Source organism: Cysteiniphilum sp. 19S12-1 (assembly GCF_052030685.1).
Taxonomy (GTDB): domain Bacteria; phylum Pseudomonadota; class Gammaproteobacteria; order Francisellales; family Francisellaceae; genus Caedibacter.
Genome location: NZ_JBQAJM010000010.1, coordinates 1 through 15,658, shown reverse-complemented (window position 1 = coordinate 15,658; position 15,658 = coordinate 1). Strand labels below are relative to the sequence as shown.

16 protein-coding genes and 1 pseudogene are annotated in these 15,658 nt (G+C 40.2%); 5 read left to right on the top strand and 12 right to left on the bottom strand.

The genetic code is table 11. The features are described 5' to 3' along the window. The 4 genes from tilS to ACTS4L_RS04675 all read left to right on the top strand — a co-directional run bounded on the left by tilS (nucleotide 1) and on the right by ACTS4L_RS04675 (nucleotide 4,837). A complete protein-coding gene (gene tilS, locus ACTS4L_RS04690; RefSeq protein WP_440615846.1) occupies nucleotides 1–1,212 on the top strand; it encodes a tRNA lysidine(34) synthetase TilS in 1,212 nt (403 codons plus the stop codon). A 136-nt stretch (nucleotides 1,213–1,348) separates the two neighbouring features. Beyond that, nucleotides 1,349–2,809: a decarboxylating NADP(+)-dependent phosphogluconate dehydrogenase gene (gene gnd, locus ACTS4L_RS04685; RefSeq protein WP_440615847.1), complete on the top strand. Its 1,461-nt coding sequence runs from the start codon at nucleotides 1,349–1,351 to the stop codon at nucleotides 2,807–2,809. A gap of 17 nt (nucleotides 2,810–2,826) precedes the next feature. Next, a complete protein-coding gene (locus tag ACTS4L_RS04680) occupies nucleotides 2,827–3,348 on the top strand; it encodes an outer membrane beta-barrel protein (RefSeq protein ID WP_440615848.1) in 522 nt (173 codons plus the stop codon). Nucleotides 3,349–3,421: 73 nt separating this feature from the next. Then, the gene (locus ACTS4L_RS04675; protein WP_440651753.1) at nucleotides 3,422–4,837 is read left to right on the top strand and encodes a leucyl aminopeptidase; all 1,416 of its coding nucleotides are present in this window, start codon (nucleotides 3,422–3,424) and stop codon (nucleotides 4,835–4,837) included. Nucleotides 4,838–4,954: 117 nt separating this feature from the next. Here the strand turns inward: ACTS4L_RS04675 and ACTS4L_RS04670 are convergent, their stop codons facing one another. The 9 genes and pseudogenes from ACTS4L_RS04670 to glyQ all read right to left on the bottom strand — a co-directional run bounded on the left by ACTS4L_RS04670 (nucleotide 4,955) and on the right by glyQ (nucleotide 12,826). Further along, complete coding sequence (locus ACTS4L_RS04670) at nucleotides 4,955–5,356, bottom strand: helix-turn-helix domain-containing protein (RefSeq protein WP_440615850.1); 402 nt, start codon at nucleotides 5,354–5,356, stop codon at nucleotides 4,955–4,957. Further along, nucleotides 5,340–5,663, bottom strand: a complete 324-nt coding sequence (locus ACTS4L_RS04665) for a type II toxin-antitoxin system HigB family toxin (RefSeq protein WP_440615852.1) — start codon at nucleotides 5,661–5,663, stop codon at nucleotides 5,340–5,342. Before ACTS4L_RS04665 ends, ACTS4L_RS04670 begins: the two co-directional genes overlap by 17 nt. A gap of 26 nt (nucleotides 5,664–5,689) precedes the next feature. Continuing rightward, nucleotides 5,690–5,869, bottom strand: coding sequence for a hypothetical protein (locus ACTS4L_RS04660; RefSeq protein WP_440615853.1), 180 nt, complete (start codon nucleotides 5,867–5,869; stop codon nucleotides 5,690–5,692). 91 nt (nucleotides 5,870–5,960) lie between these two features. After that, complete coding sequence (ilvD, locus tag ACTS4L_RS04655; protein ID WP_440615854.1) at nucleotides 5,961–7,643, bottom strand: dihydroxy-acid dehydratase; 1,683 nt, start codon at nucleotides 7,641–7,643, stop codon at nucleotides 5,961–5,963. 21 nt (nucleotides 7,644–7,664) lie between these two features. Then, a complete protein-coding gene (locus ACTS4L_RS04650; protein ID WP_440651759.1) occupies nucleotides 7,665–8,201 on the bottom strand; it encodes an alpha-isopropylmalate synthase regulatory domain-containing protein in 537 nt (178 codons plus the stop codon). A gap of 150 nt (nucleotides 8,202–8,351) precedes the next feature. After that, nucleotides 8,352–9,374, bottom strand: a pseudogene (gene thrC / locus ACTS4L_RS04645) (threonine synthase); the annotation flags it as partial. A gap of 101 nt (nucleotides 9,375–9,475) precedes the next feature. Then, nucleotides 9,476–9,772, bottom strand: coding sequence for an acetolactate synthase small subunit (locus ACTS4L_RS04640; protein ID WP_440615856.1), 297 nt, complete (start codon nucleotides 9,770–9,772; stop codon nucleotides 9,476–9,478). Nucleotides 9,773–9,776: 4 nt separating this feature from the next. Continuing rightward, complete coding sequence (gene ilvB, locus ACTS4L_RS04635; protein WP_440615858.1) at nucleotides 9,777–11,489, bottom strand: biosynthetic-type acetolactate synthase large subunit; 1,713 nt, start codon at nucleotides 11,487–11,489, stop codon at nucleotides 9,777–9,779. Between the two features lie 449 nt (nucleotides 11,490–11,938). Beyond that, entirely contained in the window at nucleotides 11,939–12,826 is an 888-nt protein-coding gene (glyQ, locus tag ACTS4L_RS04630) for a glycine--tRNA ligase subunit alpha (RefSeq protein WP_440615859.1), read from the bottom strand. A gap of 304 nt (nucleotides 12,827–13,130) precedes the next feature. Here glyQ and asnS point away from each other — a divergent pair, with 304 nt between their 5' ends. Next, nucleotides 13,131–14,534, top strand: a complete 1,404-nt coding sequence (gene asnS, locus ACTS4L_RS04625) for an asparagine--tRNA ligase (protein WP_440615860.1) — start codon at nucleotides 13,131–13,133, stop codon at nucleotides 14,532–14,534. Nucleotides 14,535–14,546: 12 nt separating this feature from the next. Here asnS and ACTS4L_RS04620 read toward each other — a convergent pair whose 3' ends face one another. The 3 genes from ACTS4L_RS04620 to ACTS4L_RS04610 all read right to left on the bottom strand — a co-directional run bounded on the left by ACTS4L_RS04620 (nucleotide 14,547) and on the right by ACTS4L_RS04610 (nucleotide 15,478). Next, nucleotides 14,547–14,870 carry a helix-turn-helix domain-containing protein gene (locus ACTS4L_RS04620; protein ID WP_440615861.1) on the bottom strand — a complete coding sequence of 108 codons (324 nt, stop codon included), beginning with the start codon at nucleotides 14,868–14,870 and terminating at the stop codon, nucleotides 14,547–14,549. Further along, nucleotides 14,860–15,144, bottom strand: coding sequence for a type II toxin-antitoxin system RelE/ParE family toxin (locus tag ACTS4L_RS04615; protein ID WP_440615863.1), 285 nt, complete (start codon nucleotides 15,142–15,144; stop codon nucleotides 14,860–14,862). The genes ACTS4L_RS04620 and ACTS4L_RS04615 overlap by 11 nt, the downstream gene beginning before the upstream one ends. A gap of 130 nt (nucleotides 15,145–15,274) precedes the next feature. Further along, nucleotides 15,275–15,478: a hypothetical protein gene (locus tag ACTS4L_RS04610; protein ID WP_440615864.1), complete on the bottom strand. Its 204-nt coding sequence runs from the start codon at nucleotides 15,476–15,478 to the stop codon at nucleotides 15,275–15,277. Nucleotides 15,479–15,658 lie beyond the last annotated feature (180 nt).

Below are 15,658 nucleotides of genomic sequence, written 5' to 3'. Positions count from 1 at the left end.
ATGCATCCGGCAGTTGACCTCATTGATAACGTTGTAACACAACATCATATTCAACATATTTATGTTGCTTATAGTGGAGGTGTTGATTCAACTGCCTTGTTGCACTTAACGGCACAGCTAAAGAGTAATATCAATATCCACGCCATTCACATTCATCATGGCTTAAGTAAAAACGCCGATCACTGGCTTGATGTTTGTCAGGCGCAAGCAACTGATTTAAATATCAAATTTATTGCCCACAAACTTTCACCGCCAACTAAGCGTAAGAATATTGAAAACTGGGCACGCACTGAACGCTATGCATTTTTTAAATCCGTGATGCAACAGACACCTAATAGTTTATTGCTTACCGCCCATCACCTTGAAGATCAAGCAGAGACTTTTTTATTGCAAGCATTGCGTGGGCATGGTTTAAAAGGGCTTGCAGCGATTGCCAAAGAGAAAACTTTTGCCAATGGCTTATTGCTTCGTCCTTTTTTAGATCTTAAAAAGAGTGAACTTATACAATATTGCCAAGATCATGATCTGGTATGGATTGAAGATGAAAGCAATCAATCCACTGATTTTAGGCGCAATGCCCTTCGTCACAATATCATGCCAAAACTACGTGAAATAGCACCGCAAGCAGGCACCACACTCGCGCGCAGTGCCGAGTTATGCGCTGAAGCTGATCGTTTAATACATGAGTTATTAGCACCACATTTGAAAAAAATAGCTACTGATAAACGTCTTGATTTGCTTCAGTTTAAAGGGTATTCATCGTTACAGCAAAAGCAACTCTTAAAAATGTGGCTAACTGAACATAATATTTACCCTTCGCAAGCGCAGTTATTACAAATTCACGCTGGCACACAAAATATGCATAGCGATTGGCACTATACATTAGCTGAAAATCATTTATCTATAACCAAAGGTTATTTGCTTATTGAGGGCAATACAGCACAAGCCTCATTAACCGCTACTGACATCGATATATTGCATTGGCTTAATAAACAACAGCAAACAACATTTGCATTAGATGATTTAATGATTCGCCCGCGTCAAGCAGGGGATCGTTGTCGCCCAATTGATCGTCATAAAAGGCAACGCTTAAAGGTCATCTTCCAAGAGCAAGGAATCTCTGTCCAAGACCGAATAAATGCACGAATTATTACCTTAGCGACTAAACCTGATCACATTATTGCCATATACCCTTTTTTTATTTGTCATTGACATACCGATATCAACTCAAGAAACTTCTTTTACTTAAATCTTGTTACCTTTTTTCACCTCCAATAAAAGCCTTTATCTTGCCTGACTAAAGTTTTAAAATGCTCGCAAAATTCAGAATAAGTTTAGGAGCGTTTTGATGCAAGCACTGCAACAAAAGGGAGATATTGCCGTTATTGGTTTGGCAGTAATGGGACAGAATCTAATTTTAAATATGAATGATCATGGCTTTTATGTTGTTGCTTACAACCGTACAACGAGCAAAGTCGATGAGTTTTTAAATGGCAATGCCAAAGGCACAAACATCATTGGTGCATACTCAATTGAAGATATGCTGTCTAAGTTAAAGAGCCCGCGCAAAATCATGCTAATGGTCAAGGCCGGAGAGGTGGTTGATCAGTTTATCGATGCCTTAATCCCACATTTAGATAAAGGTGACATCATTATTGATGGCGGCAACTCCAATTTCACCGATAGCGAACGTCGCACGCATGCACTTAAAGCTAAGGGCATATACTTTATTGGCACGGGTGTTTCAGGTGGTGAGGAAGGCGCGCGTTTTGGACCATCAATGATGCCTGGTGGCATGCCTGAAGCATGGAATGCAGTCAAGCCTATTTTCCAAGCAATTGCTGCTAAAACACCCGCAGGTGAAGCATGCTGTGAGTGGGTTGGCAATGGCGGCGCTGGTCACTTTGTCAAAATGGTTCACAATGGTATCGAATATGGTGATATGCAGCTCATTTGTGAAGCGTATCAGTTTATGAAAGATCTGTTAGGCTTAGACAATGAACAACTAAGTAAAATCTTTGAGAAATGGAATAAAACCGAATTAGATAGCTATTTAATCGAGATTACTACTAATATCCTCAAGTTCAAAGATGCTCAAGGCTATGTTATAGACCGTATCTTAGATACTGCCGGTCAAAAAGGCACAGGCAAATGGACAGGTATCAATGCACTTGATTTAGGCATCCCGTTAACACTCATTGCTGAGAGCGTTTTCGCGCGTTGCATCTCTGCACAAAAAGATATTCGTGTTGAAGCTGAAGCCATTTACGGCAAGAAATCATATGCTAAACTTACCGTTTCTGAGGAGTTATTACATGATTTACAGCAGTCACTGTTATTTGCCAAAATCATCTCTTATGCACAGGGTTATATGCTCATGCAAGAAGCCTCTCAACATTACAACTGGGATCTTAATTACGGTGATATTGCGCTGATGTGGCGCGAAGGTTGCATTATCCGCAGCGTATTTTTAGACAAGATCAAAGCCGCATTTGACAATAATGCTCAATTACAAAACTTACTATTTGATGATTATTTTAAAGAAATCATTAGCAAGGCTCTGCCAAGTGTTCGACGCATCGTTGCCAAAGGCATTGAAGCTGGTGTTGCTATGCCGGCATTGACTTCAAGCTTAAGCTTCTTTGATGGCTTTACCACAGGACGCTTGCCGGCAAATTTACTTCAGGCACAACGTGACTACTTTGGCGCGCATACCTATGAACGTTTGGATAAAAAACGCGGTGAGTTCTTTCATACAGATTGGATTGGTTCAAATAGTAACGTATCCTCCACAGGTTACAGTATCTAATAACAAGGATTAAGCTTATGAAAAAAATATTATCATCTCTCACACTAGCTAGCCTAATCACGACAAGCTCTGCCTACGCAGGACTTTATGTCGGCGCCCAAGGCGGTGTTAGTCACTCATCAAGTGAGTTAAATGCTGATAACAATATTACAACAGGCTTTCTTGTTGGTTATCAGTTTTCGGTTTTCCCGCTATTAAAACTTGGTGTTGAAACAGAGCTAAACTACCTCAACAGCACGGTTAAGCTCAACAATCAAACGGGTGATTTAACGACCATCCCATTTTATGCTACCGCCAATTTAGATTTGCCGCTTGGTTTAAATTTAACGGCTAAATTAGGTTATGCTTATAACCGCATTTCAGGCATCGATGAAAGCGCTTTTCCAAATACTTTATGGCGCCCAGCCGTTGCCATTGGCATGGGTTATCAAATCTTGGGCTTTAATATTTTCTTCCAAAGTAGTCGCTACTTTTTATATAACTGTGGTGAGCAACCTTTTGCTGATGCATACACTTTTGGAGTAAGCTACGAATTCTAATCTGCTGATAGTAACTTGCAAATCGCTTTGTATCTATGCGACACTGCAACCTCTGAATTTGTAATCTAAAATCATGAGGGATATTATGCAAATTAATGCACTGACACAAAGCCCATTACAGACTGAAATCGTATTTATTTTTGATAACGACGACAGCACAATCACCACCATTCAAGATGCACTGACGCAGGGACTTTTTAAAGCAAAAGTCGCAAGCACCTACTTTGGCGTAGATAATGGCAAAAACTATCTTGCCGTTGGCTTAGGTGAAAAAGATAAACTAAACACCAATTCTCTAAGAAAGGCTGTTGCCGCTCTATACAAGCAATTAAAATCATTAAACATTGATCGTTTTGCGGTAGACAGCCAATCGATTGGTGATAATCATATCCGCACATTTGTTGAAGGACTCATCAATGCTGCTTATGTCTTTGATCAATTAAAATCTGAGAAAGAAACCTTCAAACTAACACAAGTTGATATTGTTACCCAATCAGCTAGCGAAGTAGCTAATGAAATCCACGTTGCACAAGCAGTAGCGCACGGGCAAAACTATGCCAAGGATCTAAAAAACTTCCCAGCAAATATCTGCACCACTGATTATTTATTAAATGAAGCTAAAAAGTTAATGGATAGTAGCAAGCATGGGTCATTACATTATATTGGTGAAGACGAGATGCATAAACTCGGTATGGGTTGTATTACGGCTGTAGGACGTGGTTCTAGCATGCCAAGCTATATTGCTTGCATGGAATATCGTGGTGGTAACAAAGATGACAAACCAATCGTATTGGTTGGTAAAGGTTTAGTCTATGACACAGGTGGTTTATGCTTAAAGCCATGGCAAAGCATGGGTAGCATGAAGATGGATATGGGTGGCGCTGCCGCTGTATTTGGTACGATGAAGGCAATCGTTGAGCTTAACCTACCAATTAATATCATTGGCACTGTTGCATTGGTTGAAAACTCACTTGATGGTGATTCTTATCGTCCAGGTGATGTCTTGACAAGCATGAAAGGCATTACGGTTGAAATCGGTAACACCGATGCCGAGGGTCGTTTAGCACTTTGTGATACATTGACTTATATCGAGCGCTATGATCCTAAAGTTGTGATTGATGTTGCCACTTTAACAGGCGCCATGGTCATCTCTCTGGGTGGCGACATTACTGGATTATTTGGCAATAATGACGCCTTAGTAAATGATATAAAGCTTGCTGCTGAAGAAAGTCATGATCACGCATGGCACATGCCTTTACATCAGGCGTATCATGAACAGTTAAAAAGTGAGATTGCTGATGTTTATAATATTGGTGGTCCTGCTGCAGGTAGCATTACAGCAGCCCTATTCTTATCCAAATTCACTGAAAAATATACTTGGGCACATTTGGATGTTGCAGGCTCAGCAATGAAAGGCTTTGAGAAAGCCACTGCCACTGGCCGCCCTGTACCGATGTTGACTCAATACATAATCAACCAAGTAAAATAAACCGTTGGCTGAGCGTAGTCGAAGCCCTTCATAGATAGGCACCCTTCGACTGAGCTCAGAGTATGAGAACACTACTGATGCTACTCCAATAAAACGGATACCGTTACGAATGAAATATCAAAACCATGTATTAATGGAAACATTAAAACGCTTCGATAAAGCTTTGATATGCTCAAGTGTTAATTCCCTTTCACCATTTAGAATCTTAGACACCAGTGACTGCGAACCAATCTCAGGCAAATCTTTCTGCGTTAAGCCATTTGCTTTTATTAAATAAGCTAAGATATCTTTAGCCTCTGCACTATTATCTGCACCTAAATGCTTCTGTTCATAATAAGCGACTTGCTTAGCTAATGTTTTGGCAAAAGATTGAAGCTCTGCTGTTCTGTCATCTGCTGACAAACTCATGAGCTCGCGCAATAATCGCTTCGATGCTTCATATTGTTTTTTGGTTTTGTACGCCTCTAAATATGGCATTAATAAAACCCAAGATTTATTAATATCATTTATCGTTAGCATGCTTCTTTGCCTCTTTTTTGAGTATGCTTTGCTTTTTATTATACTCTTCATGTGTCCATATATGGTGCACATCAATCACTGCAAAATCATAATCAACAATCGTTACCATGCGATAATTATGTCCTGCTACATCGAAAATTGTAAAAACATGGTAAACATAATCTGCTGTTTTAAATGTTTCAGTCAGGTGTCTAACCCCATCAAAGTCATTGCTTTCTATGATTTTAAGAAGCGGATCAAAACTTTTCTTAGCACGCGCATGCTTCTTACAAAACTTTATGATAAGCTCTTTGTTAATGATTATCATCGCTGACTTACTTAATAGCTATCTAATTAATTTGCTTCAGAAAACAAACCCATTAAATAGCTATCAAAGCTACGTGATAATGATTTCAATAATTTCTGCTTTTCTTTAGCTCGCTTTGCTTTATGCGTTTTTTCATGAAACCCTGCATTATAATTAAGTTTAGCAAGGCTCTTTGCTACCGGATTTATCTTGCCTTTTTTTAGCATTTTTTACTCCTTGTTGTAAATCTTGCTCAATTATGACAAATTGTCATCAAAAACACCAGATGATTTTATGACTTTTTGTCATTTTAAAAATTTACAAATCAGTGACACAGCCTTCAGAAGCAGAAGCAACTGTCTTAATATACTTCTTCAAAGCGCCTTGTTTGGCTTTAAGTTCAGGGGCTCTCCAATTCGCACGACGCGCGTTAAGCTCATCATCCGACAGATCAACATCAATTCGATTATTGACAGCATCAATCGTGATCTTGTCACCATTTTGAATCAGTGCGATGTTACCTCCTGCTTGTGCTTCAGGGGCAATATGTCCAACGATAAAACCATGTGATCCACCCGAGAAACGCCCATCAGTAATCAATGCGACATCTTGTCCTAATCCCGCGCCCATAATTAGTGAGGTTGGCTTTAGCATCTCCGGCATGCCAGGTCCACCTTTGGGTCCTTCATAGCGAATAACAATCACATCACCTTTTTTAACGCGCCCCTTTTCAACGGCTGTTACTAATTCTTCTTCAGCATCAAACACATTGGCAACACCTGTAAACGTTTCACCTTCTTTACCGGTAATCTTAGCAACCGAACCTTCAGTCGCGATATTACCAAATAGCATTTGTAAGTGCCCTGTTGCCTTCAACGGATTAGTTAATGGCCGAATGATATCATTATCTTGTGGCAACTCTTGGACTTCAGCTAGATTTTCAGCCAATGTTTTACCCGTTACGGTCATACAATCGCCATGCAACAACCCTTCTTTTAGCAACATTTTCATGACAGCCGGTGTGCCACCAATTGCATGCAAATCTGCCATCACATATTTTCCACTTGGCTTAAAGTCTGCCAGTAATGGCACTTTGTCACTGATACGCTGAAAATCTGCCAAAGTTAATTTGACATCCACTGAATGTGCAATAGCGATTAAATGCAGCACTGCATTGGTTGAACCACCCATTGCGGTAATCACAACCATTGCATTTTCAAAGGCGTGTTTGGTCATGATATCGCGTGGCTTAATATCTAATGCTAATAAGTTCTCGATAACGCTACCGCCTCTATCACATTCTTGAATCTTTTTCACATCGGTCGCTGGGGTTGATGAACTAAATGGCAAGCTCATCCCCATTGCCTCAATCGCACATGCCATGGTGTTAGCAGTATACATGCCACCGCAAGCGCCAGCCCCAGGACACGCTTTTTTAATCGTCTCAACGCGCTCTTCTTCACTAATACTGCCTGCTAAGCATGCTCCATAGCTTTGGAAAGCTGTGACAATATCCACCGGTTGACCGCGCACGACACCAGCTTGAATCGTACCACCATAGATCACAAAACCAGGTCGATTTAAACGCCCCAATGCCATCATGCATCCAGGCATATTTTTATCGCATCCAGGAATAGCTACTAAACCATCATACCAATGTGCAGACATCACTGTTTCAATAGAGTCAGCGATTAAATCGCGCGATTGTAATGAATAGCTCATGCCATCGGTTCCCATTGAGATACCATCACTGACACCGATCGTATTAAAGCGCATACCGACAAGATCTGCTTTGGTGACACTGTGCTTTACATATTGCGCCAGTTGATTTAAATGCATATTACAGGTATTACCTTCATACCAAACACTAGCAATGCCGACTTGAGCTTTGTTCATGTCCGCTTCATGCATTCCCGTGCCATAGAGCATGGCTTGTGAAGCTCCTTGAGTTTTATCTTGCGTTAACACTTGGCTATAACGGTTTAATTTTTGATTTGTCATTATGATTATATTCCTTTGTTTTTATGCCGGATGCGCAATATTGTACGCATCAATAAACGCTTCAACAGATGCTTGAATGATATCAGGTGAGACTGCTTTGCCAACCGAGTTTTGACTGCCTTTTATCAACTTCATTTCGACATAAACAACTGCATCAGCACCCTGCCCGCGAATCTGAACCTTATAATCAGTCAATTGATATTGAATTTCACTAGGACACGCCTTGCATAAGGCTTGAATAATTGCATCAACCGGCCCAACACCTTTATTTGATGCATAGTAAAGCTGACCATTAAGCTCAACCGTGACTTCAGCCTCAGCAATTTTATCTTGCCCTGTGGTCACTTTAAATGACACCACTTTTAAAATATCACCTCGTGTAACATCAACCATTTCCATCGCATCTTGGACGATGTCTTGCAAATCTGAAATATGAATAGCACGCCCTTTTGCTAAAAAGCGCTCAATGCAACTTTGCACCTTGGCAATTAGGTCATCATTGTAATTCGCGCCAAACAAATCTTCCAATGCCTTTTTGGTTTGAGTAGGATTTGGCATTTCTCTAAACAGCACTTGATCTTTTTCAACGAATACCATCGTTTTATTATTAAAAAAATTACTGTCATAAAGTTTGTCAAAGTCTTTTTCATTTGGATAAATAATCGGCGGTTGGATCGCTGATTTCAACACCACTGACGGATCTTTTAAGCCTTCGCCTGATAAAACACAAACAACGCGACTTCCTGTTTTAATCAAGCCTTGTTCTTTTTTCTTAAACAAATGTGCAACCGTAGCTGCTGAGGCACTTTCGACAAATAAACCTTCTTGTGTGGATAGATAATATTGTGCTTTGAGCATATCAGTATCACTTACCGCTGATGCCTCACCGCCAGTTTGATAAATGGCGTCAATCGCTTTATCACCATCAATTGGGAAAGGCACGGCAATCGCTGTGGCAATCGTATCAGCACGCTCTAATGGTTCAAGATGTTTTGCCTTTTTATTAAATGCATTAACCAAAGAGCAAGCACCGGTTGATTGCACACCAACTAAGCGTGGTATCTTATGAATAAGTCCTAGGTCTTTATACTCAGCAAAGCCCTTAGCATAAGCCGTAATATTAGTACCACAGCCAACCGGAATAATTACTTCATCCGGTACTTGAAACAATAGCTGATCGATGACTTCAAAGGCACCAGTTTTTTGTCCTTCAACACGAAAAGCATAGTCTCCCGCTAAGAAAAACTTACGCGATTTAGCAATCTTGAAAGCCAGATTCGCCGCATCATTATAGCTACCCTTAACCTGAATAATTTTGCCCCCGAATGAAATAACTTGCGCAAGCTTCGACATCGATACTCCTTCAGGCACGACAATAAAGCATGGCATTTTAGCTGCTGCTGCATAGCATGAGCATGACGCTGCCATATTACCTGTTGAGGCCAATATTACCCCTTTGGCACCCAACTCTTTGGCAATGCTAATATCAACTGCGGAGCCGCGATCTTTAAACGAACCTGTTGGATTTTTGCCCTCAACTTTGAAATATAAATCAATGCCCAACTCTTTGCCCAACACTTTGCTTTTAACAAGTGGAGTCGCACTTTCACGTAATGATACAAAGTTAGCGGGTTCCTGAATTGGCATTAAGGGTAAATATTTAGAAAGGCAAGGAGCAGCGGAGACAAAATAATCTAAATTAATCTTACGTCGGATGTGCTCAATATCCATTTGCACTTCCCACGGAGAGCTCTCGCCGGCAAAAACGAAATCATCCGTTGTCACCACATCTTTGGTGTTAAAATCTAGCAGTTGATACATGGACTTTTCCTTTAGGCGACTTTCAGTGATTCTTTGCTTGCAGTTTCTTCAGTAGTAATTGGCATACTATTTGAAATCTGGATATCAATCACTTCAATCACTTTGGCAAGTTGTCTGGTCACTTTCTGGATTTTTTCATCATTAGAATGCAGCACCAAACTAAAATGTGACACCCCTTTATTAGCAGTTTCAAAAACATTCATCTGCTCGATATTAATTCTATGGCGTGAAAAGATCGATGAAATACGCTGTAAAACGGATAAAGCATTTTCTGTTGTCATTGAGATAAAGTAAATTTTCTGTTGCATGATCTTACCCTCCTACGGATAGTTGTGTATCACTGATTGAAGCACCTGCTGGCACCATCGGGAAAACATTTTCTTGCTGCTCAACCACCACTTCTAAAAAGAATGAGTGTGTTGAATCTAGCATCTCTTGAATACTTGCCTCTAAATCCGCGCGATCAACGACGCGTTTACCGCGGATACCATAGGCTTCGGCGACTTTGACAAAATCGGGAGATGAGATGTTAGTGTATGCATAACGCTCTTCAAAAAAGAGCTCTTGCCACTGTCTTACCATCCCAAGATAACCATTATTCAGAACGATCATCTTAAGATTAATCCCCTCTTGATTAAGTACGGCAAGCTCTTGGATATTCATCTGAAAACCACCGTCCCCAGCAATGGCAATGACCTGTTTTTGCTCTTTAACACCAAGCTTAGCGCCAATGGCAGCAGGTAGTGCAAATCCCATCGTTCCCAAGCCTCCGGAAGTAATATGACTATTGCTATTTCTAAATTGATAATAACGTGCTGCAATCATCTGGTGTTGACCAACATCACTAACAATAATGGCTTCACCTTTTGTCTTTTGAGATAAAAGTGCAACGACTTCCGCCATTTTTAACTCGCCTGTTGCAGGTTTTGTTTCATTTTTGATAACGGCATCATATTCTTTGGCATGATGCTCAACAAACACCTTATGCCAATCATCATGTTTATTCTGACAAACATAGGGTAATAATGCGGTTAATGCTTCTTTGGCGTCGGCATGAATCGCAACATCGGCTTTAACGTTTTTATCAATTTCTGCCATATCGATTTCAATATGAATGACTTTAGCGTGTGGTAGATAACGCTTGAGATCCCCCGTAACTCGATCATCAAAGCGCATACCCACAGCAACAACAACATCAGCATCATTGCATAAGACATTAGCCGCATAATTGCCATGCATGCCAAGCATGCCTTTATACAGTGGATGCTCTACAGGGAAAGAAGACAAACCTAATAAGGTACTAACCACCGGCATATCTGCTTTTTCTGCCACCTTTATAAATACTTCTTCAGCGCCGGAGATCATGACACCATGGCCTGCAATCATAATCGGTTTTTTCGCCAAATTAATCAGTTGCGATGCTTGGTGCACACTATCCATATTAATCATTGGCTTTTTAAGCCATTTAGGTTTAACTACCTCATGTTTCACTGGTTGATGAGCACTGATATATTCCATCATTCCTACTTGTGCATCTTTGGTAATATCTATGAGTACTGGACCGGGGCGGCCATTTTGAGCAATTTCAAAGGCTTTCTTGAAAACACTTGGAATTTCATTTGGATCGGTGATTTGATAATTCCATTTAGTAGCAGTAATGGTCATGCCAATAATGTCTGCTTCTTGAAAAGCATCAGATCCTAATAGGCTGCTAAATACCTGACCCGTAATACAAACCACTGGGATAGAGTCAATAAGGGCATCAGCTATACCGGTGATAAGATTCGTCGCGCCAGGTCCCGAGGTGGCAATCGCAACGCCAACACCACCTGTTGCGCGCGCAAAGCCAACGGCACCATGAATCGCAGCTTGCTCATGGCGCACTAACACATGGTGAAGCGTATCTTTTGCATCATACAGTGCGTCATAGGTTGGCATAATCGCGCCCCCTGGATAACCAAAAACAGTACGAGCCCCTTCCTCTATTAGTGCTTTAACAATTGCTTGTGCGCCGGTTATTTGCATACTTACTCCCCACTGTCTCTATTTCAATTTATTCACATATTCTTTCTTCAACACCACAAAATTAAATAAAAAACAAAAAAAAACCCGCATCCTCCTTTGCTTGGAAGATGCGGGTTCTCTAATCTTGGCTTTTCTTAGCTACAGCCGCGCACCTTCCGATCGTCCAATGACGACCAGAATAATAATCAGGATCAGGCTGATTACCGGTGAACGTAGCATAAATTAATCTCCAAAATTTGCATTTTTTATGTATTTCTGTGTCTTTATCAACAAATGCCTTGCATCTGTTTTGAACAACATAGCTATTAAACTAGCAATAGATTTTGCGAAACACAATCTTTTATTTATAGTTTTTTAAAATTTATTTTCTTAAGTGTGAACGTGGGTCTTTAGTTCACTAAATTTAGAGGTCGACTCGTATAATGGGTCACGATCAGAATATTCAGAAGTCAAACATTACTCAAAATTGGAAACCCGAGTTCCTCACGGGTTTTGTAGTATACTTCAGCCACACCTCGTGATAATGTGCGAACACGTAGTATATAGCGCTGGCGCTCGGTTGCAGAAATCGCATGCCGCGCATCTAGTAAATTAAAGATGTGTGATGCCTTAAGCATCATCTCATAGGCGGGTAACGCCAAGCCTTTTTCTAAAAGTCGCGCACTTTCTTTCTCAAGAAAATCAAACTCACTAAAGAGATGCTCAACATCGGCTTCTTCAAAATTATATTGTGACATCTCGCGTTCATTTTGTTGGAACACATCGCGATAATACACAGGACCCATTGCCGTATTTGCCCACAGTAAATCATACATACTATCAACATTTTGCAAATACATTGCCAAACGTTCAAGTCCATAAGTAATCTCACCAGTAACTGGCTTACATTCTAAGCCACCAACTTGTTGGAAATAGGTAAACTGGGTCACTTCCATGCCATTTGCCCAAACCTCCCAGCCTAAGCCCCAAGCACCCAAGGTAGGTGACTCCCAGTTATCCTCAACAAAGCGAATATCATGTTCTAATGGATCAATACCTAAAACGCGCAATGACCCCAAGTATAGCTCTTGCAATTCTTTCGGTGATGGCTTCATTACTACTTGAAATTGATAATAATGCTGCCCGCGATTAGGGTTCTCGCCATAGCGACCATCGGTTGGGCGGCGCGATGGTTGCACATATGCTGCATTCCAACTCTCAGGACCAATTGCTCTTAAAAAAGTTGCCGGATGAAAAGTGCCAGCACCTACTTCCATATCCAATGGTTGCACAATCATACAACCTTTTTCTGCCCAATATTGCTGAAGTTTGAAAATAATATCCTGAAAACTAAGCATTAGCGATTATCCACATTCATCACATCAAAATTGCGCTAAAGTATATACTTATTAGCTGTTATTTTATAGTGTTTATCTCGAGCTTGGTGCCAATTTGCAATCTTGTTCTACCGCTTAAGTGTAAATATCGTTATAATCGCTTGCGCAATTTTGATTAAATGAAACCATATTGAACATGACCTTGTAGGGGCATATTGCATACGCCCCTTTGTTGCATATACGCTTATGATAAAACTTCAAGCGATATTCAGATCAAATATGTCATGCTAGATAAATAAAATAGATAGTATAGGTAAAAACTAATATGATACAAACACATACCGCAAAAGCACTATTTACCACACCAAAACTTATTGGGCAAAAAGTAACCGTCAAAGGTTGGTTAAGAAGCCGTCGCGATTCAAAAGCCGGACTTTCCTTTCTTGCCATTCATGATGGCTCATGCTTTGACCCCATTCAAGCAGTTGCTGAAAGCTCACTTGCTAATTATCAATCAGAAATTTTAAATCTAACTAAGGACTGCGCACTTGAGGTAACCGGCACATTAGTTTCATCACAAGGCAAAGGACAAAGTGTCGAAATCCAAGCAGATAAAGTGATTGTTCACGGTTGGATTGATAACCCTGAAACCTATCCCGTGTCACCCAAGCGCCACACGATGGAGCACTTAAGAGAACATGCACATTTACGCGTTCGCACCAATTTGATCGGTGCGGTTTCGCGTATGCGTCATACCTTAGCCAATGCCATTCATAATTTCTTCAACGATCAAGGTTTCTTTTGGGTTAACACACCCATTTTAACGTCAAATGACTGTGAAGGCGCTGGTGAGTTATTTCGCGTTTCAACATTAGATCAGTTGAACTTACCCAAAAATGATCAAGGTAACGTTGACTACACTCAAGACTTCTTTGGGCGTGAAACTTTCTTGACTGTTTCTGGTCAGTTGAATGTTGAGACCTATTGCATGGCATTATCCAAGGTCTATACCTTTGGTCCAACGTTTCGCGCAGAGAACTCAAATACCTCACGTCACTTAGCTGAGTTTTGGATGGTTGAACCTGAGTTTGCCTTTGCTGATCTGAATGATGATGCTGATTTGGCTGAAAAACTCTTAAAATCAGTGATTAAAACCATTATGCATGAACGCCAAGATGATCTAAAGTTCTTTGATCAGTTTATGGAAAAAGGCTTAGTCGATAAGTTAAACTCCGTAGTGAACAATGACTTTATCCGCGTTGAATATACTGATGCTATTGAAATCTTAAAAACCTGTGGCAAGACATTTGACTATCCGGTTGAATGGGGCTTGGATTTACAATCTGAACATGAGCGCTTTTTGTGTGAAGAGCATTTCAAATCGCCAGTAGTCTTAATGAACTACCCAAAAGACATCAAAGCTTTTTATATGCGCTTAAATGATGATAATAAAACCGTTGCAGCGATGGATGTGCTAGTCCCTGGCATTGGTGAGATTATCGGTGGCAGTCAACGTGAAGAGCGCCTTGAGATACTTGATCAGCGCATTGCTGAAACCGGTGTCGATGCTGAAGGTTTATATTGGTATCGTGATTTACGTCGCTATGGCACAGTACCACATTGCGGCTTTGGCCTTGGATTTGAACGTCTATTAGGCTATATCACGGGTGTGCCAAACATTCGTGATGTGATCCCATTTCCACGCACACCGGGTAACGCGAAGTTTTGAGAACGGGATAATCTAAGCCATCGCAAAATTGATATTTGATGGCGAATTTTTAGCAGGATGAATATTAATATCAATATCCTGCCCCAGCTTCAAAAGAATGCTAAACATGCGATCAATTGTGAAGCCTGCAAAGTTACCATTGACGATTTTTGATAAATCACCCTGTGCAACACCTGTTAATTTTGAGGCTTTAACTTGCGTAATTTTTTCTTCTTTAAGTAACTGACTTATTTTGAGCGCTAGCCGTGCTTTTGCCTGCATTTCAACAGGATCATTAAAGCCTAAATCCTCAAAAACATTGCCAGAGCCTTTGTGATATTTAATTTCATTTGCCATGATCAATCTCCAATTGCTTTGCTTCAATTAAACGCTTTAATATCATTTCAATATCTTGCTTTGGTGTTGATATACCGCGCTTAGATTTCTTCTGAAAACAATGCAACACGTAAAGTGTTTCACCAATTTTCACCGTATAAGCACACCGATATGTATCACCATCATGGTTTTCAACTACCTCGATCACTGCTGCACCGCTAAACTGTTTTCCTGTCAATGGTTTTGCATGGTGATGCTTTTCACCTATTTGTGCCAAGTGCAGCGCATAACCCATTGCAGATCAGGAAAGTTTTTCAGGTCGTTCAGTGATGAGCCTAGCCAAATTACTTCTTTCATATGAATGCATGCTTAAATATAACATAGTAAATATACTATATTTTTGAATTAAGTCCAATCGATATGGATTATTTGGCAACGTTAGAATCATCTTTCTTTTTCAAAACTGAATGAAGATCATTATCATTTTTCACAGAATCATGGCACTTCGAGTATATTTTCTCATGATCCTGATTAATATCTTTTATATTTTTAAGCCTTTCCTCAAGATCAGAAATCATAGATAACAACTCAGCTTTATTCATTTGTTTAATACTTTTTTCATTATTCATTACAAAACATCCTTTTGCATCATTTCAACATAGCTATAAAGCTTCTTGAAAAACATAACATCATAATACTCTGTTCATTAATTTTATAAAAGCGCTTACAAATCACGGCTGTCCCATCTACAAACCTTGAGCCAAAATAGTGCTTAAAGTCTGATTTCCCCAGGCTGCTTTCTTACGCAA